We start from the raw sequence: 19,731 nt of genomic DNA, 5'->3' as shown, positions 1-19,731 counted from the left end.
TCATGCATAAAAATAAACTTACTATTGCTATTTTATTAGGAATGTCGAGCCTTGCACTTGGCTGTAATGGCTCAGCAGAGCAAAGTAAACCAACATTAAAAGCGCCGGAGCAATTAACGCTTAAAGCGCAATTTAAAGACCACTTTAAGATAGGTACAGCGATTAGCCGAGACCAAATATTAGGGGCTTTGCCTGAAGATTTAAATGTGGCTAAAGCGCAATTTAATACCTTTACGCCAGAGAACTCAATGAAGTGGGAGCGTATACACCCAGAGCTTGAAACCTATGATTTTGAAGCCGCTGATGCGTTAGTTCAGTACGCACAAGAGAACAACCAAGAATTAGTTGGGCACACATTAGTGTGGCATTCGCAAACTCCTGACTGGGTTTTTGAAGACGAACAAGGCGAGCCGCTAACCCGCGATGCATTACTTAAGCGCATGCAAAACCATATTAATGCAGTTGCAGGGCGCTATAAAAACCGTATTTTTGCATGGGACGTGGTAAACGAAGCACTTAACGAAGACGGCACACTGCGTGAATCTAAATGGAGCACCATTATTGGTGACGACTTTATAGAATATGCGTTTAAATACGCTAAGCAGGCAGCGCCTAATGCCAAGCTATACTACAACGATTACAACTTATATAAGCCAGAAAAAAGAGCCGGTGCAATTGCGCTTATTAAAAATTTACAAAGCAAAGGCATTGAAATAGATGGTATTGGTATGCAAGCGCATTATTCGCTTGATAACCCAGAGCTTTCGTTAATGGAAGACTCTATTGTGGCATACGCTGCAACGGGTATTGATGTGATGATAACCGAGCTTGATATTTCGGTATTACCGTTCCCTGAAGGTGAAGAACAAGGGGCTGATATTTCGTTAGATATTGCGCTGCAAGAGCGATTTAACCCATACCCGAATGCTTTACCTAGTGAAGTAAACACCCAGTTAGGCGAGCGCTACAAAGCTGTGTTCGACATACTTAAAAAACATGACGATAAAGTAAGCCGTGTTACTTTTTGGGGTATAAGCGATGCACGTACTTGGCGCAACGATTGGCCAATGCAAGGGCGCACCGATTACCCATTATTAATTGACCGTGAGCTAAAACTTAAAAGCTTTGTAAGCGATTTATAATCGCACTAAACATTTAATCTCCCGTAAAGGATCGCTTAATAGCGATCCTTTTTTGGTTTATAAAATAGCTATTTTTTATTGGTTTTAGTTAAGCAGTAACTAATATGCGTTTGCAAAGGCACTTGTGGTGTTAAATAGCTAAATGGGAAGTGTGGGTTATTAGGGCTGTCGGGGCAAAATTGTGGCTCTAGGCAAATACCGTCAAATTGGTTAAACGGGCTTTTTAAATGCTGCCCTGTATACACCTGAATGGCAGGGTAGTTAGAAAGCACACTCAGCATTACTTTTTCATCGGCGCTAGTAAGCTCTGCGTGTTGCTTATTGGCTTGCAGATTAAGCACTTGCTCGGTTACAAAGTTATGATCGAGTTTATCGGTTTTATTAAGCACCCGCGCATTTGTGTAATCAAAAGTGGTATTTGCTACTGGGGCTAGTAAACCTGTGGGAATGGCGTTTGTATCTACGGGGGTATAATGCGCGGCAGCCAGTTTTAATGTATGCCCTTGTGCGCTGTTAGTAATGCCATTTAAATTAAAATATGGGTGCGCTGTTGGCCCTGCAATGGTTTTTTTATTACTGGTAATCGTAAATTTAATATCAAGATTACTTTGGTTTTTACTGTTAGTGGTAAAGGTATACAGCACGTTAAATATAGTTTTACCGGGGTAGCCGTTGTATCCATCAGGCAGGGTAATACTTAAACTTAGCGCATTTTTTTGATGATAATCGAGCTGCCAAAATAAGTCGCTTAATGCTTTTTGGCCGCCGTGAAGTTGGTTTACTCCTTCGTTTTTATTAAGTGCATAGGCTTTATCATCAATGTTTATTTGGGCGTTACTTAGCCTGTTTGCATAAGGGCCGGCTACAGCGCCTAAGTAAAACGTGTCGTTTAAATAGTCATTAATATTAGAATAGCCAAGTATAATATTTCGTTTTTTATTATCAACATGGGTAACCCAGCTGGTAAGCCGGGCACCGTAGTTAATAATAGAAATAGTGTCGTTTGCTTCATTACTTAGTGTGTATTGAACAATTGAAGTTGTCATGTTGGTTACTCTTTTAATTGTTCGTTCTAGCTTTTTTAATTTCTTCTTTTACGATTGGGTACAGATCGTATGTTGGATAAAACTCAGTGCTGTAGGCTTTCCAACCATAACGTTCAATCGATAAATTTACTTTTGGTAATAACGCTGCCGGAAAGCGCAAGGTAACTACTTGCCCTATACCCATCATTACTTTCCAAGATTCTACTGTTGCGCCTTCTGGCGGGAAGTGTTTGTAAAAGTTAGCGTTGTTGAGTATTTCTTTTATTTCAGAGAGGTTTTTTGATTGGTCGTGCTTTAAAAAAATCGTTAGCATTAGTTCATCATTTTGCTCGTCACTTGCCCATGCGTTAAAACTAGTACTTGCACTAAAAAGCATAATTAATAGTAAGTATTTCATAGTTCACCTTTGTTAGTTAATTATAAAAATGCGCCGAGCTTTGAAAGGCTTAGCGCATTAATTGGATAAAGTTTGGATTATTTAGCGCATTACGCGTACTAAATATATTAAGTGTTGGCTTTAATTAACGCCTGCGCGGTGCTCACTACATTTTTGGTGGTAAAGCCAAAATGCTCTAATAACACGTTACCTGGCGCCGACTCACCAAAAGTGCTCATACCAATTACTTTGCCTTGTAAGCCAACATATTTAAGCCAGTAATCTTGGTGTGATGTTTCAATTGCAATACGGTTTGCTACCGAGTTTGGCAATACACTTTGCTTGTAATCGTCTGATTGTAGATCAAACAATGTGGTGCTTGGCATTGATACCACACGCACTGCAACACCTTGTGCTGTAAGCTCTTTTGCGGCTTGCATTGCTAAGTCAACTTCAGAACCCGTTGCAATTAAAATAAGCTCAGGCACTTTATTGCTATCGCTAAGAATATAGCCGCCTTTTTCTATGTCGCTAATTTGCTGAGCGCTGCGTGGCTGGTGGTTGAGCCCTTGGCGACTAAAAATAAGCGCAGTAGGTTGCTGCTGATTTTGTATCGCGTTTTTCCACGACACTGCAGTTTCTACTGCATCACACGGGCGCCATGTTACTAGGTTTGGCGTCATACGTAGGTTGGCTAGTTGCTCAATAGGTTGATGAGTCGGGCCGTCTTCACCTTGGCCAATAGAGTCGTGGGTATACACAAATATATTTTGAATACCCATAAGTGCTGACATTCTTACTGCGTTACGGGCGTATTCCATAAACATTAAAAATGTAGCACCGTAATTAATAAAACCACTGTGCAGTGATATGCCATTCATAATGCCGCTCATACCAAACTCGCGCACGCCATAAAACAGGTAATTACCGCTGGCGTCATCTGCGCTTATGCCTTTAGAGCCAGACCACAGCGTTAAGTTAGAACCGGCTAAATCGGCAGAGCCACCCAGTAACTCTGGTAAATGCGGGGCAAAGGCTTCAATGGTGTTTTGCGAGGCTTTTCGGCTGGCAATGTTAGCGGCGTCATTGTTGCACTGTGCAATATAGTTGTTTGCAATAGCTTCAAAGTTGTCAGGCAGGGTACGTTTAATTACGCGGCGTTCAAATTCTTTGGCAAGCTCAGGGTGGCTTTTGGTGTAGTCGCTAAACAGTTGCTGCCATTGTTTTTGTTTTTTATCACCGCTTTGTTTAGCGTCCCAATGGGCGTAAATATCATCACTGATACTAAATGCTTCATTTGGTAGGTTTAAAAATTTGCGTGCAACAGTTATTTCGTCATTACCTAATGGCGAGCCATGGCAGTCGTGCGAGCCTGATTTATTTGGCGAACCAAAACCAATCACGGTTTTACAACAAAGTAGAGTAGGTTTATCGCTCACTTGTTTTGCTTGTGCAATGGCGTTGGCAATTTGTTCTGGGTCGTGACCGTCTATATCTGTTATTACATGCCAGCCGTAAGCGTCAAAGCGTTTAGCGGTGTCGTCGGTAAACCAGCCCTCAACGTGTCCGTCGATAGATATGCCGTTATCATCCCAAAAAGCAATAAGTTTACCCAGGCCTAATGTGCCTGCAAGCGAACATGCTTCGTGCGATATACCTTCCATTAAACAGCCATCGCCCATAAAACAGTAAGTGTAATGATCAACAATATCAAAACTCTCTTTGTTAAATTGCGCTGCTAGGGCTTTTTCGGCAATGGCCATGCCTACGGCATTTGATAAACCTGCGCCAAGCGGACCTGTGGTTGTTTCAACACCTGGGGTATAACCGTATTCAGGGTGACCTGGGGTTTTTGAATGCATTTGTCTAAATTGTTTAAGCTCGCTAAGTGGTAGATCGTACCCGCTTAAATGCAATAAAGAATAAATAAGCATAGAGCCGTGACCGTTACTAAGTACAAAGCGGTCTCGGTTTGGCCAATTTGGATCGGTTGGATTGTGGTTTAAAAAATCGTTCCACAGTACTTCGGCTATATCGGCCATACCCATAGGTGCGCCCGGATGCCCTGAGTTTGCTTGCTGTACCGCATCCATACTGAGTGCACGAATGGCATTAGCAAAAGGCGCACGAGAAGAAAGTTGCGTCATGTATTACCTCAAATAAAATTAAAAAAGCCCGCACGTAATGTGGCAGGCTTGAGGGAAATTAGTTTAGTAAGTCTTCAACCAATTTAGCCAAAATACGCTGATCTTTGGCAAAGTTACGAATACCTTCACCGAGCTTTTCGCTGGCCATTGGATCTTCGTTGTGCTGCCATAAAAATTGCTCGTGGGTGAGTGGGGTTAAGTCACTTTGCGGTGCTTTGGCAATGTTTGCAGCGTCAAGCTTTGTAACCAGTTCACCTTCTTGGCTTTGTAAATAATTGAGTAGTGATGGCGAGATAGTCAGTAAATCGCAGCCAGCAAGTTCGATTATTTCCTGAATGTTTCTAAAGCTTGCGCCCATTACCACGGTTTTATAATCGTACTTTTTATAGTACTGATAAATACCTGTAACCGACTGCACACCAGGATCTTCGCTTGGGGTGTATTCTTTATTATCGCGGGCTTTGTACCAATCAAGAATACGACCAACAAACGGAGATATAAGCGTTACGTTAGCTTGTGCGCAGGCAATGGCTTGAGCCATCGAAAAAAGCAGCGTTAAGTTACACTTAATGCCTTCTTTTTCTAACTGCTCGGCGGCTTTAATGCCTTCCCATGTTGAAGCAAGTTTAATAAGTACGCGGTCTTTTGAAATACCCGCTTGCTCGTAAAGTGAAATAAGCTTACGCCCTTTGGCAATACTTGCTTGGGTATCAAACGATAAACGCGCATCTACTTCGGTCGATATACGCCCAGGTATTACTTTTAGTATTTCACAGCCAAAGTTAACAATAAGTTGGTCGCATATAGCGTCAACGTTGTTGCCAGCTTTATTTATAGCGTCTTCAATTAAATGTTTATATTGAGGTAATTTTGCAGCTTGTAAAATTAACGAAGGGTTGGTTGTTGCATCAACCGGTTGTAGGGCTTTGATTGACTCTACATCGCCACTGTCGGCAACGACCGTGGTTACTTTTTTGAGTTGTTCTAACAAGTTCATAATGATGTACGCCTCGGCTTTATAACCGAGGCGATGTCCTTATACGTAGCGGTTAACAATATTCTCAAGCAGTTCTTGGCGACCAGAAACTTGCTTAGGATCGATGTTGTTCTCGTGTACTAACGCTGAAAGGCTCTCAAGCGATTGCTCACCATTTAGAATGCTTTGACCTAGGTCTTCTTTCCAACCAGCGTAACGTTTTTCAACAAAATCAGTCAGCTCGCCGCCTTCAATCATTGCTGCTGCATTGAGTAATGCTTTAGCCATCGTATCCATACCGCCAATGTGACCAATGAATAAGTCATCACGCTCACACGATTGACGACGAAGTTTAGTGTCAAAGTTAAAGCCGCCCGTTGTAAAACCACCCATTTTTAAAATTTCGTAAACAACAAGTGTGCACTCAGCTACGTCGTTAGGAAATTGGTCAGTATCCCAACCGTTTTGCATGTCGCCACGGTTAGCATCAATACTACCCATAATGCCTTCTGCGCAAGCAACTGCAATTTCGTGGTGGAAGCTATGACCCGCAAGTGTTGCGTGGTTTGCTTCAATGTTTACTTTAATTTCGTCTTGTAAGCCGTGCTTGTATAAAAAGCCTGCAACCGTTGCTGTATCGTAATCGTACTGGTGCTTAGTTGGCTCTTGTGGTTTTGGCTCAATTAATAATGTGCCTTTAAAACCAATTTTTTTCTTGTGCTCTACAACCATTTTCAAAAAGCGTGCGTACTGTTCGCTTTCTTGTGCAAGGTCTGTATTTAGTAGCGTGTCGTAACCTTCACGACCACCCCAAAGTACGTAGTTTTCGCCGCCTAAACGATGCGTAATTTCCATTGCATGTTTAACTTGTGCTGCTGCATATGCATACGTATTAGGATTAGGGTTTGTTGCACCACCGGCACAAAAACGCTGATTTGAGAATAAGTTAGCAGTACCCCACAGTAGTTTTACACCTGTGCGCTGCATTTCTTTTTCGATAATGTTAGCTATGTGCGTTACGTTATCGTGGCTTTCTTGTAGTGTTTTGCCTTCAGGGGCAATATCAACATCATGAAAACAAAAGTAAGGAACGCCTAATTTTTCATAAAATTCAAAGGCTACTTTTACTTTTTGTTCAGCAAGTTCTAATTGATTGCCTACAGGTTGGATCCAAGGACGGTCAAACGTACCTTCACCAAAAATATCAAACCCTGTAGAACAAAAGTTATGCCAGTAACAGGCTGCAAAACGTAAATGTTCTTTCATTGTTTTGCCAAGCACTACTTGGTTTTCGTCGTAATAACGAAATGCAAATGGGTTTTTAGAGTTTTTACCCTCAAATTTGATTTTTTCAACGTTTGTAAAAAATTGTTCGCTCATAATGTGCTCCGTTAATTTTATAATAGTGTATTAAAAGTATGTTTTTACACTTTGGTAAAGTGCTTTGTATGTAGTGTATTGCTGTGCGTAAAAGTCTTGCATGACTGGGTCTGGCTCAATTGTTTGCGTTACTTTGCCGTTAACACACACTTGTTGTGCAGGGAGTTGTGTTACTGCTATTCGGGCAAGTCTTGCTGCGCCAAATGCGGGGCCAACCTCTGAGCCTTCTCGGTAAATTAGGGGGCGGTTGAGTACACTTGCGATGATTTTTCCCCACAGTGGGCTTTTAGCGCCACCACCAATAACGGTTACATCGTCAATTTGTGCGCCAGCATCAAGCAGTACTTGTTGGCCATCGGCAAAGGCAAAAGCAACGCCCTCGAGTACTGCACGGCCAAGAGCTGCTGCATCGGTATCGCTGTCTAAACCAAAAAATACGCCTTTGGCATCGGGGTTATTATGCGGCGTACGCTCGCCAGTTAAATAAGGTAAAAATATGACTGAGCTTGGTTTGCTAAAATCGCATTTACTTACTTGTTCAAGCAATGCGCTTTCGTTTTTAAAACCGGTTAATTTAGTGACCCAGGTTAAACAGCTTGCTGCGCTTAACACCACTGACATTTGGTGCCAGGTGTTTTCAATGCAATGACAAAAAGTATGTACAGCACCTTCTGGGTTAGGCAGGTATTTATCGTTAGCTACAAAGTAAACGCCCGAAGTACCTAATGACAAAAACGCTTGTTTAGGCCTTACTACGCCAACACCAGCAGCGCCTGCGGCATTATCGCCACCACCTGCAACAACAGGCACTTGCTCCATACCCCATTTAGCAGCAACTTGGGCTGTTAATTTGCCAGTAATTTGTGTGCCCTCAAAAAGGGTGGGCATGTGTTGCTCTGTTAAGTCGCAAGCGCTAAGCATTTTTTGCGACCATGCTCTTTTTTCTACGTCCAGCCATAATGTGCCTGCTGAGTCAGACATGTCTGATGCAAAATCACCGGTCATTAAAAAGCGTAGGTAGTCTTTTGGTAATAATACTTTGGCTACTTTTGCAAAATTTGCTGGCTCAAACTCTTTTAAACACACCAATTTAGGCGCAGTAAAACCAGGCATTACTATGTTGCCGGTAATATTACGAGAGTTAGGTTCGCGTTTTTCAAGCTCTACACATTGTGCAGCACTGCGCCCGTCGTTCCATAAAATGGCTGGGCGAATAATATTATTGTTTTTATCAAGCAGCGTTGCGCCATGCATTTGCCCAGAAAGGCCCACAGCCTTTACCGATTTTAGTAATGCAGGGTGAGTATTTTTAAGCTCCTCGATTGCACTACAGGTAGCAAGCCACCAATCTGAAGGGTTTTGCTCAGAAAAAAGTGGTGCTGGGCGTGAAACGCTTAAAGATCCACTTGCTTGAGCAAGCAATTGGTCTTGCTCGTCTAAAATAATTACTTTTACACCTGAAGTGCCTAAATCGATACCAAGGAACATAAATGTGATACTTAATGTTGTTTTAGTGTTAGCGCTAACATTAATGATTTGATATTGTTAAGTCAAGCTAGTTTTAAACTATGTTTAACAATTAATTTGCAAGTTTATTGCTTGGTTGTTGGAGTTCACTTAAATTTCTTTTTAAGATCATAAGGAAACACTATGAAAAAAATAAACTGGGGTATTGTTGGTTGTGGACGAATTGCTGCACAATTTTGTGAAGACTTAGCACATACAAATAATGGTGTTGCGTACGCAGTTGCAGCAAGAAGTGGGGAAGATGCAACCGCTTTTGCGAGCAAGTATGGTGCGGCAAATGCCTACGAAGGGTACCAAGCATTATTTGACGATAAAAACGTTGATGTAGTTTACATTGCGACCCCGCATAACTTTCACTTTAAAAATGCCAGCGATGCTATTAAAGCAGGTAAGCATGTATTGTGCGAAAAGCCCATTACGGTTTCGGCTGAAGAGTGTAAGCAGTTGTCTTTACTGGCTAAAAAGCACGACGTATTTTTAATGGAAGCCATGTGGACGTACTTTTTACCTGCAATACAAAAAGCAAAACAATGGGTAGAGCAAGGGCGAATTGGCACTATTAAACATGTTAAAGCTGACTTTGGTTACCCTGTGCCTTTTAACCCCGACGGGCGTGAATACAACCCAGATTTAGCGGGCGGTTGTTTACTTGATATGGGAATTTATCCGCTTGCCATTGCCAATTACTTTTTAAATAACGACCTTGAAAACTTACACGTAAGAGCAAATATTCGCTATAAAGGCGTGGAAGACGATGTACTTATTACTGCTAATTGTGGCGATGTAATGGTGAGCTTAGCAACGTCATTTCAATGCCGGTTAGGGAATGACGCGTATATTATTGGCGACAAAGGCTATATAAAAATACCCGATGCATTTAGAGCTTATGAGTGCTTTTTGTATGAGCTTGATGATTTAATTGAGCATTTTGAAGATGGCAGGCAGTCACAAGGTTATAGCTTTGAAGCCCAAGAAGTAGGGCGCTTACTGAGCGAAAATAAACGAGAGAGTGACATTATGAGCCACTCTCAAAGTTTACTTTTACAATCGCAAATGGAGCGTATTAAAGCCCTGTTTTAAAATAGTTTTAAGAGAACTTTAAAAGAGTTTTGAATGAGCTTTAAAGCAGTTTCAAAAAGCTTTCAATCAACTAGTAAACTTAACTGGCGGCGATTTATTCGCCGCTAGGTTCGTCATAATTAAAAAATGAATAGTGAGCTTCTTTATTTTGTCCCGATAAGTCTTGGCAGGCCATACCAACAAAAGCGCCGGTAAAACACGGGCGATACCCTTGCGGTGATTGCTGCACATAATCATCAGATAAAATGCTGCCATCGAGCACTGGACCAAACTTTATCCAGCAGTTTTTCTCGGTAGCGTAGTAAAACTGCAGCTGAGCGCCATTAAAATCAGCTTTTAAGTAAACAGGTTTGTTTGTTTTAAGCAAAAGCGGTGCAACAGGCGTACTTGTTTGGTATTTATCGCAGTTTATTATATTTAAATAACGCGGTGTGGTTTCATCGCCTACATCGCCGCCGCTTATATGCAAATAGTAGTAATGCGCGGTGTTGTAATAACATACTAGCCCCGCCATTTGTTGAAAACTGCTTGGCGCAAAGTCAACGCATGTGCTGCTAACAGTATGATGAGCCTGTACACGCCTGGCAATAAAACTTTGCTGATGCAATGAGCTTAAAGACTCTTTTCCCACTAGGGTGAGCGATGCTTTTTGAGTATTTTTATACACCCAGCTTTTGCAAATGGGTATACGCAATGACTGAAAATCAACAGTCAGATCATCTTTACTAAAATCAATATGTGTTGAGGGTTGAGGCTGTGGGTTTAGCATTAAACCTTCAACGGGTACGTTTATTCTGGGGGCTTTATTTGTGTGTTTTGCATAAGGCCAGCCATCATCTTTCCAGATTATTTGCTCAATCCCTGTTTCACGCCCTGTAATGCAGCGGCCACGCTCAGACAGCGGTCTTGATGTTAAAAATACCGTGTACCAATCACCGGTTTGTGTTTGAAAAAAATCTCCATGGCCACATTTTTGTAGCGTATTACTCGGCTCGTAGGCTGCTGTAATAACGGGGTTGTGCGGGTGTACTTGGTAAGGGCCAAATACGTTTTTAGCACGCGCTACACTAATGCAGTGTTCATACCCAGTGCCACCTTCAGCGGTAATTAAATAGTAGTAAGCGCCGCGTTTTAAAATATGTGGGCCTTCAGTGCAACCAAGTTTTGTGCCTGAAAATATAGGTTTAACATCGCCTATTAATTTATTGGTTTTTAGGCAAAGCTCTTGCATTACTATGCCACCAAATAGTGCGTTGTTGCGGTGATCAACCAGCATGTTTAGCAAATAGCTTTTACCGTCATCATCGTGAAAAATAGACGGATCAAAACCGCTAGAGTTTAAGTAAGTCGCTTGTGACCAGTTACCGGTAATATCAGTGGTTGATACAAAATAGTTTGGTGTGTCTTTGTAAGGGCCATCAAAGCTTTTTACATTGGTATATACCAAATAAAAACGGCCATTATTGTAACTAAGTTGCGGTGCCCATACGCCGCAAGAGTCGGGCACTCCTCGGATATCGAGTCGCTCTACGGTGTTAAGTGCTTGGCCTATAACTCGCCAATTTACTAAATCGGTAGAGTGGTGAATTTGCACACCGCCAAACCATTCAAATGTTGAAGTGGCTATGTAGTAGTCGTTATTAACTCTGACAATGTTTGGGTCTGGGTTAAAGCCTCTTAGAATTGGGTTTTGCAGCATGCTCATAATATAGGCCTTTTTAAGTTTTTATATTATTGGGTGTGAATATTATAAATTTGTTGTTAGCGCTAACATTTTCAGTGTAGTATAAGACTTTGTCAATAAGTAATCATTTAAAACGCGCTGTAAACAATATCAAGCTTTACAATTATGTATAATGAAAATTAAGAAAGTTAATTATAACAATCCACTGATTGTGAGTAGGTAATAACAGTAATGGCCGATCCTAAAAGAGCAAGAATACAAGATGTAGCCGAGCAGGCTGGTGTATCAATGATGACGGTTTCGCGCGTGCTCAACCAAGACAAAAAAGTAAGCGACAAAACCCGCGAAAAAGTAATGGCGGTTGTTGAGCAATTAAATTACAGGCCAAATGTGTCTGCTAGGCGCCTTGCTAGTACTAAGTCATTCTTTTTAGGACTTTTATACGATAACCCAAGTGACTCTTACATAAGCCAATTTTTATTGGCAGCGCTTAAAAAATGCCGCGCACTGGGCTACCACCTTGTTGTTGACGAAGCGCATACCGATATTGACAAAACAATTGAATCGGTAAAGCAACTTATTGATGTTACACAGGTTGATGGCATGATTTTACTGCCTCCTATGTGCGATAACGAACAGGTTTTAGATGTGCTTACTAAAGCTCAAGTGCCATTTGTAAGAATAACGCCAGATACAAAATTAAATCGCTCCCCTTATATATGCATGGACGATTATCAAGCGGCGTTTGATGTTACAGAGCATTTAATAAATCAAGGGCATAGCAAAATTGCACATATTATTGGCGACACTAAACAAGGTGTAAGCCGTTTGCGTTACCAAGGTTATTTAGATGCGCTGCGCTCTAATAAAATAATAACGCCACCTGAGTATATAGAGCAGGGCAGTTTTACCTATCAATCGGGAATGGAAGCGGCAATAAAATTACTTTCGCTTGATGATAAACCAACAGCTATTTTTGCAGCTAACGATGATATGGCAGCCGCTGTAATCTCAATAGCTCAAAAACAAGGTATTAATATTCCAAGCGAACTGTCGGTAGTTGGCTTTGATGACACGCAACTTGCAACCATAGTTTGGCCAAATATTTCTACGGTAAAACAGCCCATTAATGAAATGGCTGAGCTTGCGATTACTTTACTTGCATCGGGTCAGTATAACGATTTAAGCAATGTAAAAAGCTTAGACTTAAGACATATTTTAGATTTTGAATTAATAGAAAGAGAATCAAGCTCAACGAATAAAAACAACTAAATAAGCACACCCTTTTGAGCTTCAAAATCTATATAAAATAACAACAACACACAATATGGATACTTATGAACGAGAAAGAAAATGTACTTTTAATAGTACTGGTTTGCTTTGTTGCGACCATTGGCGGTTTTTTATTTGGTTTTGACAGCGGCGTAATTAACGGCACTGTTGATGGACTCCAAACGGCGTTTGGCTCCAGTAGTGCGGGTACGGGATTTAACGTATCGAGCATGCTAATTGGTTGTGCCATTGGTGCGTTTTGCGCAGGTCGATTGGCTGATAAATTTGGTCGGCGTCTAATTTTACTTTTTGCCGCTGCTTTATTTATTATAAGTGCTTGGGGCTCGGGTGTGTCAGTCACATCGTTTGAATTTGTGATTTATCGCATTTTAGGCGGCTTAGCTGTAGGGGCTGCATCGGTTATGACCCCAGCTTATATTAGCGAAATTGCCCCCGCACGATACAGAGGCACGCTCTCTACACTGCAACAAGTGGCTATTATATTTGGTTTATTTAGCGCATTTGTGAGTAACTACTTTTTAGCAAATACGGCTGGCGGTTCTACGGCTTTATTTTGGCTCGACTTTGAAACATGGCGTTGGATGTTTTGGGTTGAATTATTACCTGCATGCTTGTTTTTAATAGCTTTATTTTTTATCCCCGAAAGCCCGCGATACCTAATTATGGCTGGTAAAAAAGACGCTGCTGCACGTGTTTTATCGTCATTATATGGTGCTGAAACTGCCGCTCTTAAATTAAATGAAATAGCAGAGTCTCTTGCTGGCGATAAACACCAACCTAAATTATCTGATCTTATTGATAAACCTAAAAAACGTTTACGCCCCATTGTTTGGATAGGAATTGGCTTAGCTACATTTCAGCAATTAGTCGGCATTAACGTTGTTTTTTACTACGGCGCGGTACTTTGGCAAGCAGCCGGTTTTACTGAATCTGACGCGTTACTTATTAATATAATAAGCGGCTTTGTAAGTATTTTAGCGGTGTTTATTACCATGTGTTTTATAGACAAAATTGGCAGGAAACCTTTTTTGTTAACAGGCTCAATTGGTATGACGGTGACGCTTTCGGTTATCGTTTATGCCTTTTTAAATGCAGATATTGGCTCAACAGGCAACTTAGAATTAGGAGAGCTGGGCATAGTTGCTTTAATAGCCGCTAATGCGTATGTGTTCTTTTTTAACTTATCGTGGGGCCCTGTAATGTGGGTTATGCTAGGTGAAATGTTCCCTAACCAAATTCGCGGCTCTGGCCTTGCAGTTACCGGCTTTGCCCAGTGGATAGCTAACTTTTTAATTACCTGGTCGTTCCCTGTTATGCTCACAGGCATTGGTTTAGCTGGGGCTTATGGTTTTTACGCATTTTGCGCGTTTGTTTCAGTCATATTTGTATTTAAGTTTTTACACGAAACCAAAGGCAAAGAGCTTGAACAAATGAAAGGGTAAATATTATCCCTTTAATAAGCGCCACAACTAAAGCAATAGTTTTGTCTCAAGATAACAAGCTGTGGTTTTTAGCTGTTTACAAAGGTAATTATTAATGAAATTATTAGGGATGTAATATACGCCGTTTAGGTGTGTTATACCCCCCAAATGGGGCTGAGTAAGTTGTTATCCTTCAAGGAAACTGTAATGAAATATGATGATGCATCTTGGCACTACGGCGGCGACTTTCCAAAGGGTTTGCCCTGTGAAAAAGGTGCAACGCACATGGCGATGTTTGTTTCGTGGTGTTTATTGAATAATCTTGCAGGCTCAATTCATGCCGAAGAGTTTCCAGAATCTCTTACTCAGCTAAAAACCAGAAAGGTATCTCCAACGACATGGTTCATTGACAATTGCGACGAAAAATTTACTGATGAAGACCTTAACGTTATTGGTAATAGGTTTGCTGAATATTACTATGAATCCAAAGACGGTATGTTTTATGAAGATTACGAGTCGACCTCTGACGAGGATCTAGAAACTTTGTACCATTTCGAAGACAGTTGGAGTGCTTTCGATAAATTATCACCGATTTTGAAAAAAAGATTTGACGAGTGGTCAGCAACTGAAGGATAAAAAAATTAAGGTGGATTTGCCACAAAGTGCTGTCAAACCGCTTATTGTAAATGTTAGGTATATCTTTTATGCGGAATTTGAACTCAACTGAAATTGAAATAATGACTAAGTTGTTGAAAATAGATATCTCTCTATTACTTGTCAATCCAATTAATGATGGTGGAATGGGGAGCTTAGCTATCGGTGATAACTATGAGAATCGTCAACTTGGTCAAGAGGTAGTTGAATATATATTCAAGGACCTTGATGGTACTCCTGTATCTGCATCGTTAAATATAGATAAGCAAGGCAATTTATACGAATTGGATATTTGGAAAGTAGATTTTTCTCGAACGCAAATGTACACATACAAGAGAATAAGGTTCCCACCGTCCATTTATGGCACATAGCCGGAGTTGATGTTAAAGCCAAACGTTCAGCTAACCCAATACAAAGCAGATTAAACCTGCTCTACAGAGTAAATCACTAGGGTAAAACCTCAGTAATTAGCGAGTACTCCCTTTATTTCAGTTTGAGATACTCAAGTTAGTAATACTTATTTCTGATATACTCAGTCAGCACTTTTACTCAAAAGGTAATAGTCTTCAGCTTGCAACTCAATGCAAGTTAACTCACTGCTCTTCATTATTTATTGTCAAAATTACACCTTTGTAAAATAGAATTGGTTCATCCGAGCCAAAAACGTACAGAAAAAACACCGCCTAAGTTTATTGGCGAAGTATGATGATTCGTTGATGAACTCAAGCGTACTTACTTTATAAACAGGACTTAGCATGAGTGAATTAACTATCGGCGTTATCGGAACATCCCGCAAGACAGATGAAAGACGGTATCCTATTCACCCAGAGCATTTATTACGAATTCCCGAAAATCTTAGAAAACAAATGGTGTTTGAACAAGGCTATGGCACCGCTTTTAATGTTAGCGATGAATATATTGCAACGTTAACGGGTGGCATTGCATCTCGCAGCGAAATACTTACCCATATTGGCACGGCCATTATTGCAAAGCCTGTACTTGCTGACTTAGAAGAAATGCGCGAAGGAGGCACTATTTGGGGCTATGCCCACTGCGTTCAACAGCATGAAATAACACAAGTGGCAATTGAACGTAAACTTACCTTAATTGCTTTTGAAGATATGTATGTGTGGTCACCACAAGGAAATGCAGGGCGCCATACTTTTTATAAAAACAATGAAATGGCAGGGTATTGCGCTGTAATACATGCTTTGCAACTTAAGGGTATTGATGGTCATTATGGCGATCAACGTAAAACGATTATATTTAGTTTTGGTGCAGTGAGTAGGGGCGCAATTTACGCTCTTAAAGCGCATGGTTTTAGAGATATTACAATTTGTATTCAGCGCCCTGATCACGAAGTGCGTGAAGAAATATTAGATTGTCATTATGTTAAGGTACGAGAAGGTCTTGAAGGAGAGGCTCGCATGATGGTTGTTGAGCATGATGGAACTAATCGACCTCTTGGCGATCTAATTAGCGAAGCCGATATTATCGTGAACGGGACTTATCAAGAAACAGCTCATCCGGTTAACTTTGTAATTGAATCAGAAGCCGACTGCTTAAAACCAAACAGCTTAATTATTGACGTTAGCTGTGATGAGGGGATGGGATTCTTTTTTGCAAAGCCGACAACGTTTAAAAACCCTTTATTTCGATATAACAACACGGATTATTATGGCGTTGATCATACACCGAGTTATTTATGGGAAAGCGCGACGCGTTCAATTTCTGCGGCGCTCATTGTATATTTACAAACGATACTTAAAGGTGCTTTACAGTGGCAAAAAGATGAAACCATTCGCCGTGCAATAAACATTGAGCAAGGAATAATTAAAAATACGGCTATTTTGGCATTCCAAAACCGCGAAAATATTTACCCTTATAACGTAATAACACAATGATTAAATCTATCTCTAATCTAATTTTACATTAGATTAATTAGGGGTGTGCACTTCGTCTTAATGCTAGCAATTTTAAGGCGAAGTGTTTGTTGATTGATAGTAAAACTGGAGAACTTAAATCTTAAAAGTTTTGATAAAACGAACACCCACAATTTATAAGGCTACCTGATATGCTTAACAATTGTGTGGATTCGAACTGCTGATCTTTGGACTGGGTGATCAAGAGTAGGGAGTGCTTTTCTTCGGTTTTTTTAGTTTTTTTGATTACTTTGAAGTGGTACGACTGAGTGGATTCGAACCACCGACCCCTACCATGTCAAGGTAGTGCTCTAACCAACTGAGCTACAGTCGTACAATTTTTGAGGTTTTACTTAAATGTTGGTACGACTAAATGGATTAGAACTACTGACCCTTGGACCGGGTGGTCAAGAGTAGGTAGTGCTCTTTCCTTCAATTATACGTTTCATTAATGTTGGTACGACTGAGTGGATTCGAACCACCGACCCCTACCATGTCAAGGTAGTGCTCTAACCAACTGAGCTACAGTCGTATTACTTTATTTAAGTAGGTGTTAATTGCTTAACAACGGCGGCTAATATATAGCGTGGCGGTTGGTGAATCAAGCAAGTTTGTTGTTTTTGAGTTTATTTGCCGTTTTTTTATTCATATTGGGCTTATTTCACACGTTTTATAAAATACTTGCCACCAAACCACATGTTTTTTAGCTGAGCTTTTAAGTAAGTTCAGTAAGTTACTTGCTGAGTCCGTTTTGACTAAGTTATTAATTTGAGGGCTTGAGATACTTTCGTTAAACCAAAGCTCATTATAAAGCGGTTGTAGTGCCTCTAGATAACCAGTTAATTGCGCTTGATAGGGCTGAATTTCTTTTAGGTAAAACTTTTGAAATACGTTGCTTATGATTTTTGCGTTTTTATTATTTTTATCCTGAGGGCACAACGTATTCAAGTTTAGTGTTTTTACAAACTGTGTGGCGTTGTTATTTAACACTACCTGCTTGCGGACTGATTGAATGAGTGCTTGGTTAAATTGAAATTTATTAAGCTGCTCGAGTGCACTAAAAATAGAATCGCTATTAATTTCACTAAATTCTTTAGCGTTAATTTGTTGCTTAATGAGTACAAGTTGCTTTAGCGCAAGTACGGTATCGCTAAAACCAGCGGTTTCAGTGGTAAGCTCGTTTGAGGTAAGTTGCCAGGTACGATTTAGCTCAGGCTCTTTAAATAACATGGTGTTAAAAAAGTGCATTAGGTGTGTTTCTTTGTAGTTTTTGGCTGCGAGTATTTTTGTGTAACTAGGACTATTTTTATCAAGCGTGTTTAAGCAAACCTGTGCACTTTTAATAAAGTTTATTTGATATTTTAATTGCCCAGCAGCGCTGGCGGTTTTTCCTAATTGGTTATTGTGCTCACTTATAAGCACGTTAAGCTTACATTGGCTAATGCCTGCAAGCTCAACAATGCTCAGTGTTAAGTCACTTTGTGCTATTGGGGTAGGCTGCAGTAAGGGGAGTTGCTTGAGTGGCGCAGGCTGTGTTGGGCTTGTATCAACTGTACTACTTAAGCGTTCAATATAAGTAACGTTTATACTACTTTGTGATTTGTTGCAGCCAGTAAGTGTTAAAAAACACATTACCAGCAAAGCAGCTGGTAATGTTTTAAGGCTGAGTTTATTAGTTTTGATTGAGTGCATCAATTTTAAGAAATTCATATTTTAGACGTTTTTTTACCGTTAGCATTAATAAAATAGCAGCGACACTAAGACCTACTATTATCCCAGTCCAGAAACCGTGTGGCCCCATAGCTGGCACAATTATGTCTGTTCTTGCCAATACGTAACCTAAACAAAAGCCGATTAACCAATACGATATAAACGTAATATACGATATAGGCGTGGTGTATTTTAACCCACGAAGTATGCCATTTGCTGCAACTTGCAGTGCATCAGGTAATTGGTAAATACACGCTAAAATCATAATTGATGAAGCCAATGCCATAACAGCGGGGCTGTCGGTATACAGTTGGCTAATTAAATCACGACCGGCAAACGTAATAAGCGCTAAAAATAACGCCACAGCAATGGCTAAAATATAGCTGGTAGAAACCGCAACTTTTAATTGAGTCATGTTCTTTTGGCCGTATAAGTTACCTATACGAATGCTGATAGCGATTGATAGGCTCAGCGGCATCATAAACAGCAATGTAGTTACACTGGCTGCTATTTGATGCCCTGATATAGCTACTGCACCTAAATGCGCTATAAATAGCGGTATACAGGCAAATAAAGTGACTTCAAAAAAGGTGGCGAGTGAAATTGGTATACCTAACTTAGTAATAATACCAATGGTAGTGAAATTAGGTTTTTCGAATGATGAAAGCAGGCCTTTAGCATCTACTTTTTTACTCATTTGGCAGTAAGTGACTTGCGCTATTGCCATAACAGTTAAAACAATTGCAGTGGCAATGCCACAGCCTGCGCCGCCATAAGCAGGAAAACCAAATAAGCCATTTATGAAAATATAATTTACCGGAATATTAACAGCTAAACCTAATAGGCTTATGTAAAACGCGGGCTTGGTCATTCCCATGCCTTCGGTAACGTTTCTGTATACCGTAAAAATTAAAAATCCAAATACACCCCATTTCACAAAGTGAATGTAGTCAATGGCAAGGTTTGCAATTGCAGGCGTTGTATCGAGCTTAAAAATAATAGCATCTGCTAAATGGGCAATTCCAAAGCCTGTAAAGCTCAAAATAGCGGTTAAATAAAGCGCCTGTTGAAAATAGTGGCTAATGCCTTTGCGGTCATCACTACCCGAAAACTGCGCAATAATACCGGTAAGCGCTAATAAAATGCCTTGAAGGCCAAGTAATAATGGGTTCCATATTCCTGTTGCAATAGACAGTGCAGCTAAGTCAGTAGGGCTAACTTGACCTGCCATAATTGTGTCGACGACCGACATTAAAATAAGTGTAACTTGCGCTAAAAAAACAGGTAAAGCGAGGGAAAGTAAACGCTTGGCTTCCCAATTGCAAAAGGTCATAAAAACAGCTAGTTGATAAAATAGGGCGTAATTGTAATCT

16 protein-coding genes and 2 tRNA genes are annotated in these 19,731 nt (G+C 40.5%); 7 read left to right on the top strand and 11 right to left on the bottom strand.

Annotated elements, in window-relative coordinates:
• The first annotated feature begins 2 nt into the window (after window positions 1–2).
• Window positions 3–1,142 carry an endo-1,4-beta-xylanase gene (locus P20429_RS05405; RefSeq protein WP_007585163.1) on the top strand — a complete coding sequence of 380 codons (1,140 nt, stop codon included), beginning with the start codon at window positions 3–5 and terminating at the stop codon, window positions 1,140–1,142.
• Between the two features lie 68 nt (window positions 1,143–1,210).
• Here the strand turns inward: P20429_RS05405 and P20429_RS05410 are convergent, their stop codons facing one another.
• The 6 genes from P20429_RS05410 to xylB all read right to left on the bottom strand — a co-directional run bounded on the left by P20429_RS05410 (window position 1,211) and on the right by xylB (window position 8,555).
• On the bottom strand, window positions 1,211–2,188 hold the full coding sequence (locus P20429_RS05410) for an aldose epimerase family protein (RefSeq protein ID WP_007585161.1): 978 nt from the start codon (window positions 2,186–2,188) through the stop codon (window positions 1,211–1,213).
• Between the two features lie 13 nt (window positions 2,189–2,201).
• Window positions 2,202–2,585: a hypothetical protein gene (locus P20429_RS05415; RefSeq protein WP_007585159.1), complete on the bottom strand. Its 384-nt coding sequence runs from the start codon at window positions 2,583–2,585 to the stop codon at window positions 2,202–2,204.
• A gap of 107 nt (window positions 2,586–2,692) precedes the next feature.
• The gene (tkt, locus tag P20429_RS05420) at window positions 2,693–4,711 is read right to left on the bottom strand and encodes a transketolase (protein WP_007585157.1); all 2,019 of its coding nucleotides are present in this window, start codon (window positions 4,709–4,711) and stop codon (window positions 2,693–2,695) included.
• Between the two features lie 58 nt (window positions 4,712–4,769).
• Window positions 4,770–5,708 (bottom strand): transaldolase, encoded by a 939-nt coding sequence (gene tal / locus P20429_RS05425; protein WP_007585154.1) that lies wholly within the window; start codon window positions 5,706–5,708, stop codon window positions 4,770–4,772.
• A 39-nt stretch (window positions 5,709–5,747) separates the two neighbouring features.
• Window positions 5,748–7,067 (bottom strand): xylose isomerase, encoded by a 1,320-nt coding sequence (gene xylA, locus P20429_RS05430; RefSeq protein ID WP_007585153.1) that lies wholly within the window; start codon window positions 7,065–7,067, stop codon window positions 5,748–5,750.
• A gap of 30 nt (window positions 7,068–7,097) precedes the next feature.
• The gene (gene xylB, locus P20429_RS05435; protein ID WP_007585151.1) at window positions 7,098–8,555 is read right to left on the bottom strand and encodes a xylulokinase; all 1,458 of its coding nucleotides are present in this window, start codon (window positions 8,553–8,555) and stop codon (window positions 7,098–7,100) included.
• 162 nt (window positions 8,556–8,717) lie between these two features.
• Between xylB and P20429_RS05440 the strand changes: the two genes are divergently transcribed.
• On the top strand, window positions 8,718–9,674 hold the full coding sequence (locus P20429_RS05440; RefSeq protein WP_007585149.1) for a Gfo/Idh/MocA family protein: 957 nt from the start codon (window positions 8,718–8,720) through the stop codon (window positions 9,672–9,674).
• A 94-nt stretch (window positions 9,675–9,768) separates the two neighbouring features.
• Here P20429_RS05440 and P20429_RS05445 read toward each other — a convergent pair whose 3' ends face one another.
• Window positions 9,769–11,379 carry a glycoside hydrolase family 43 protein gene (locus P20429_RS05445; protein WP_007585147.1) on the bottom strand — a complete coding sequence of 537 codons (1,611 nt, stop codon included), beginning with the start codon at window positions 11,377–11,379 and terminating at the stop codon, window positions 9,769–9,771.
• A 210-nt stretch (window positions 11,380–11,589) separates the two neighbouring features.
• Here P20429_RS05445 and P20429_RS05450 point away from each other — a divergent pair, with 210 nt between their 5' ends.
• The 5 genes from P20429_RS05450 (at window position 11,590) to P20429_RS05465 (ending at window position 16,630) form a co-directional block, all read left to right on the top strand.
• A complete protein-coding gene (locus P20429_RS05450) occupies window positions 11,590–12,630 on the top strand; it encodes a LacI family DNA-binding transcriptional regulator (RefSeq protein ID WP_007585144.1) in 1,041 nt (346 codons plus the stop codon).
• A gap of 59 nt (window positions 12,631–12,689) precedes the next feature.
• Complete coding sequence (locus P20429_RS05455; RefSeq protein WP_370494142.1) at window positions 12,690–14,093, top strand: sugar porter family MFS transporter; 1,404 nt, start codon at window positions 12,690–12,692, stop codon at window positions 14,091–14,093.
• 186 nt (window positions 14,094–14,279) lie between these two features.
• A complete protein-coding gene (locus P20429_RS05460; RefSeq protein WP_007585140.1) occupies window positions 14,280–14,708 on the top strand; it encodes a hypothetical protein in 429 nt (142 codons plus the stop codon).
• Window positions 14,709–14,785: 77 nt separating this feature from the next.
• Window positions 14,786–15,097, top strand: coding sequence for a hypothetical protein (locus P20429_RS19780; protein WP_202799306.1), 312 nt, complete (start codon window positions 14,786–14,788; stop codon window positions 15,095–15,097).
• 495 nt (window positions 15,098–15,592) lie between these two features.
• A complete protein-coding gene (locus P20429_RS05465) occupies window positions 15,593–16,630 on the top strand; it encodes a N(5)-(carboxyethyl)ornithine synthase (protein WP_007585133.1) in 1,038 nt (345 codons plus the stop codon).
• Between the two features lie 275 nt (window positions 16,631–16,905).
• Here P20429_RS05465 and P20429_RS05470 read toward each other — a convergent pair.
• From P20429_RS05470 to P20429_RS05485, 4 genes are all read right to left on the bottom strand, one after another.
• A tRNA-Val gene (locus P20429_RS05470) sits at window positions 16,906–16,982 on the bottom strand.
• A gap of 121 nt (window positions 16,983–17,103) precedes the next feature.
• Window positions 17,104–17,180, bottom strand: a tRNA-Val gene (locus P20429_RS05475).
• A 113-nt stretch (window positions 17,181–17,293) separates the two neighbouring features.
• The gene (locus P20429_RS05480; RefSeq protein ID WP_033027001.1) at window positions 17,294–18,358 is read right to left on the bottom strand and encodes a DUF3080 family protein; all 1,065 of its coding nucleotides are present in this window, start codon (window positions 18,356–18,358) and stop codon (window positions 17,294–17,296) included.
• Window positions 18,321–19,691 (bottom strand): MATE family efflux transporter, encoded by a 1,371-nt coding sequence (locus P20429_RS05485; RefSeq protein WP_007585131.1) that lies wholly within the window; start codon window positions 19,689–19,691, stop codon window positions 18,321–18,323. Before P20429_RS05485 ends, P20429_RS05480 begins: the two co-directional genes overlap by 38 nt.
• Between the last annotated feature and the right edge of the window lie 40 nt (window positions 19,692–19,731).

Origin of the sequence: Pseudoalteromonas sp. BSi20429 (assembly GCF_000238895.1) — a bacterium.
In the GTDB taxonomy this organism is placed as follows: domain Bacteria; phylum Pseudomonadota; class Gammaproteobacteria; order Enterobacterales; family Alteromonadaceae; genus Pseudoalteromonas; species Pseudoalteromonas arctica.
Note: the sequence above shows the minus strand (reverse complement) of the source record. Positions and strands in the feature narration are given on the sequence as shown.